Annotated in this window: 2 protein-coding genes and 1 pseudogene; 2 read left to right on the top strand and 1 reads right to left on the bottom strand. The window is 63.0% G+C overall.

The window, feature by feature from the left end; all coding sequences use genetic code 11:
• Positions 1 to 208 precede the first annotated feature (208 nt).
• Complete coding sequence (locus AC0L23_RS39730; protein ID WP_473358398.1) at positions 209 to 1,837, top strand: DUF6538 domain-containing protein; 1,629 nt, start codon at positions 209 to 211, stop codon at positions 1,835 to 1,837.
• Between the two features lie 264 nt (positions 1,838 to 2,101).
• A complete protein-coding gene (locus AC0L23_RS39725; protein ID WP_473358397.1) occupies positions 2,102 to 2,956 on the top strand; it encodes a DUF3846 domain-containing protein in 855 nt (284 codons plus the stop codon).
• 232 nt (positions 2,957 to 3,188) lie between these two features.
• Here the strand turns inward: AC0L23_RS39725 and AC0L23_RS39720 are convergent.
• Positions 3,189 to 3,545 (bottom strand): annotated as a pseudogene (locus tag AC0L23_RS39720) (hypothetical protein); the annotation flags it as partial.

The raw sequence follows: 3,545 nt of genomic DNA, 5'->3' as shown, positions 1-3,545 counted from the left end.
CTCGACAACCCGTTCGGCACGAGGCTGTCACCCATGTCTTAGGTACGTTCCGTTACCCATGTCTTCGGGCCGGACACGGATGATGTTGGCGGAGAGGGAGGGACTCTCCCCCACGCGTGCGAAAAACCCCGGTAAATACAAGTTTAGCTGTGTTTTTGGGCGTTCCTCGGTTCTACACCGAGGGTCTACACCAATGGGAACGACCAGAATGCCGACCCCCTTCCGGCCGACGAAGGCCAGCGGCAACGAGCAGAACGTCTACTGGATCCGGAAGAAGGTGCCGAAACGGTACCGCCACCTGGTCGGGAAGACCGAGGTCTGGCGGTCCCTGAAGACCACCGACCGACGGACCGCAAACGCTAGGATCGCGGTCGTCTCCGTCGAGCTGGAGCGAGAATGGGAACTTCTGGCGTTGGAGGCGAAGCGGGGGCCGAAGGCCCCGAAGGCGGGTTTGGCGCATCAGGACCTGTTCGCGATCCAGCGCGAGACGCACGTCCGGATCCGCGACGCCCACATTGCCGAGCCCGGCACGGGATTTGGCGCCCTGAGGTGGCTCGCCCTCACCGAGGACGACGATGATCCGGGAGCCGAAGAGGCGCTCGACCACTGGGCGCGCGACGTCCTGACCCGTGAGCTGGGACAGCCCCCCGCGGAGGCGCAGGTCGAAAAGCTGAAGCCCCTGCTCGCCGAAGCGAGGAAGGGCGCCTACGGCGATGTCTTCCGCGCCTCGAAGGGCGACTACAAGGAGAACGGAAAACTCGGCGAACTTCCCAAGACGAGGACGAAGCCCAAGGTCGACATCATGGAGGCCTTCGAGCTCTACTGCAGCCAGCCCCGGATCAAGGGCGGCCTCGACGGGCCGACGGCCAAGCGCTGGCGGCCGGTCATCGAACGCTTCATCGAAGGGATCAGGCACCGAGACCTCGCGCGGGTGACGCCGCAGGACGCGGTGCGTTGGCGCGACTACATGATCTCCCAGGGCATCGCTCCCAAGGCGGTCCGCGACGTCTGGCTGGCGGCGCCGCGGTCGGTAGCAACCCACATGCTCAATGCGCTTCGGCTCGAGGTCAATCCGTTCGCCGGGATCAAGGTCGAGGGCGTCAAGGCATGGAAGGAGGACGACGAGAGGGGCTTCGATCCGGAGCAGGCGCTGAAGATCCTGTCTGCGACCGTTGCGACGCCGTCGCACCTGATGTCCGTCGAGATGAGGGCGGCCAGGCGTTGGGTCCCCTGGATCTGCGCCTACACGGGCGCCCGCGTCAACGAAATCACCTCGCTCTTGCCATCCGACGTCCAGCAGATTCTCGGTCATTGGTGCTTCGTGCTGAGACCGGAGATCACGAAAGGCAAGCGGCTGCGCCGCGTGCCGCTTCACAAGCATCTGCTCGACCAGAAGTTCATGGTCTACGTCGAAGCACGCCGCAAGCTCGGCAAGCCGCTGTTCTACGATCCCGTCCGCGCCCGCGGCGGAAAGGGAGCCAATCCCCAATGGCACAAGGTCGCCGAGCGGCTGGGAGAATGGGTGCGCGATACACTCAAGATCACCGACGTGCAGCCCAACCACGGCTGGCGCCACCTCTGGCGCGAGATCGTGCGCGGCACGAAGATGAAGCCCGAGTTGTGCGACTACATGTGCGGCCACGAAAGCAAGAGCGGGACCGGGGCGCGGTACGGCAAGCGAAAGGTGCCGGTGCTCGCAAAGGAGCTGGCCCTCTTCCCGAGATTCAAGGTCCCCGCATTGAACCGGCCGACGGCGCCTCTCAAGCGCACGCGGCGCTCACCGCAGCAGATCGCCGCGGACAAAGCCGAAAGGGCGGCTCGGCGCACTGCCACCTGACGGCCCAGCGACGAAGCATGCTCGGCAAGACCCGAGACGACCGCGGCGCGTCCGCCGACGAGTGAGCAGATCGGCGGAATACCGAAAAGGCCGGGACGCCGTCGGGAAAAAGAATCGATCAGATGACCGTTGGAGCTTGCTGGGCTGGGAGATAGACGTTCGAACTGACGGCATGAGTTTGAGACGGAATAGGTCCGGGACCGGATAGTCGCAGCGATCAAAAGCTTGATGCGGCTGGACGTTACCAAAAAAATGGAGTGTCAAATGAGAGTTCTGGTTGTCGATCCATACCGGCGCGATGTCTTCGAAAGGGACATTCCGAAGACGTTGAAGGGGATTCAGGACGTCGTCCATGGCTGCATCCAGGATGTCACCCGGCTTCCCAATGGAGATATCTTGTACGTCAACGAGGACGGACTGGGTCGGTTCGACGCGTACTTCGCGCTCGGCAAGGGCGAAGCTCTTCCTGGGTTTGGTGTGGTTGTCGGAAGTTCAGGCCCGGAAGGCGACGAGGGCCCGGCCCGCTCTTCAGTGGAGGAGCTGAGGGCCCGCATTCGGTACTCCGCTCCGATCTTTGGCGCGGTAGACTGCCAGTTCAAAGTTGGCAAACCGAGCGGTCTTGTCATGCCTCCAGGCGGAGCCTCCGCGATCTTGATCGGAGGGCACATTGCGCCGCAGAGCTTGATGATGGTGTGCGAATTGACGAAGCCCACCTTCGAGGAAATCGAAGTCTTCAAGACAGGCCGGGTGCAGGTGGCGATCGCACGGGAAGAAAACGCAATGATCCTGACGTGGCGCATCCTCCGGCAGGCCTACGGCAAATGCCTCTTGTTCGAGACCCCATTCCATATTGGGCTCCAGGAGCCTGGAACGAAATATCTGCTGCCTCGTGAAACCGCGGAACACGGTAGGACGGTGCGCATGATGCTGCAGGACGAGCACAGAAATTGCTGCGCAAGTCGTACCTGCGTCATCCCACCCGAAGCCAGTCATGCCATCGAGGAGGCGGTGGTCGATCAGGTCATCGACGCGGCTACCGATCCTGCTTTTCAGGCCTCATACCAAGCGGCCCTTGGACGATATTTTGCCGATACACCGACGCTCGGCTTCGGGTTCTGAGCAGCCTTCGGCTGTTCACGTGGTCCGCGATGGCGCTCGTTTTTGGCGACGCTGCGGAGGTCTACGACCACCATGACGTCTGCTCGCGATCTAGCAGGTGCCTATCCGCCAAGGCACGGGCACGTTTGGTCGGAACACCTCTCCTTAGTGTCACTGCTTCAGGTGGCGGAGAGAGTGGGACTCTCATCCCCTATGCCGCGGATACGCGAAAACCACCGAAAAACAAGGATTCCTAAAAGCCCGGCCGAATTTTGTGACCACCGCTGTGTACCACCGCGTCGCCCGATTCGGCCGGAATATCGAGAATAGCCTCATCGGGCGCATTGCGCGCAGCGGTGCGGCCGTAAGGATCGAGCGGCCGGTCGGCCGCGTGGCGCGCATATTCCGGAGCCGCCCTTGCCGGTTGCCCCACGGGCTGTCGCGCTTCGGAGCGGAGCGGCGGGCGCTCCACTTGCGGAAGGGGTGCACTGCGCTCGATGCGATCGGCGATGCGGCGGCCGTCGTTGCGCAGCCTGCGGATTCCGACGAAGTCGCCCAGGGGTACCGATATGAAGTCGCCCGTGGATTCCGAGACGATGTCGCCCACCTT

The organism is Bradyrhizobium sp. MI1.4 (assembly GCF_055811315.1).
The sequence above is the reverse complement of the archived record's forward strand: the minus strand, read 5'-3'. Positions and strand labels throughout refer to the sequence as shown.

Coding starts and splice junctions, on each gene's coding strand:
- AC0L23_RS39730 (WP_473358398.1), top strand. CDS start 209: ATGCCGACCCCCTTCCGGCCGACGAAGGCCAGCGGCAACGAGCAGAAC.
- AC0L23_RS39725 (WP_473358397.1), top strand. CDS start 2,102: ATGAGAGTTCTGGTTGTCGATCCATACCGGCGCGATGTCTTCGAAAGG.